Origin of the sequence: Limosilactobacillus reuteri (assembly GCF_020785355.1) — a bacterium.
GTDB classification, from domain to species: domain Bacteria; phylum Bacillota; class Bacilli; order Lactobacillales; family Lactobacillaceae; genus Limosilactobacillus; species Limosilactobacillus reuteri_I.
Map to the genome: position 1 here is coordinate 1 of NZ_JAJGVH010000003.1, position 265 is coordinate 265.

Annotated in this window: 1 pseudogene; it reads right to left on the bottom strand. The window is 42.3% G+C overall.

The features are described from left to right. Positions 1-265, bottom strand: a pseudogene (locus LMB56_RS00015) (hypothetical protein); the annotation flags it as partial.

Here is a 265-nt window from a genome sequence, read left to right on the forward strand (position 1 = left end):
CGATGAGCGAAAGCATGAGTAACTCGGTATCAATGAGCGAAAGTCTCAGCAACTCGGTATCGATGAGCGAAAGCTTAAGCAACTCGGTATCAATGAGCGAGAGCATAAGCAACTCCATCTCGATGAGTGAAAGCTTAAGTAACTCAGTATCAATGAGCGAAAGCTTAAGTAATTCTGTATCGATGAGCGAAAGTTTAAGTAACTCCGTTTCCATGAGTGAAAGCCTCAGTAACTCAGTCTCAATGAGTGAGAGCTTAAGTAATTC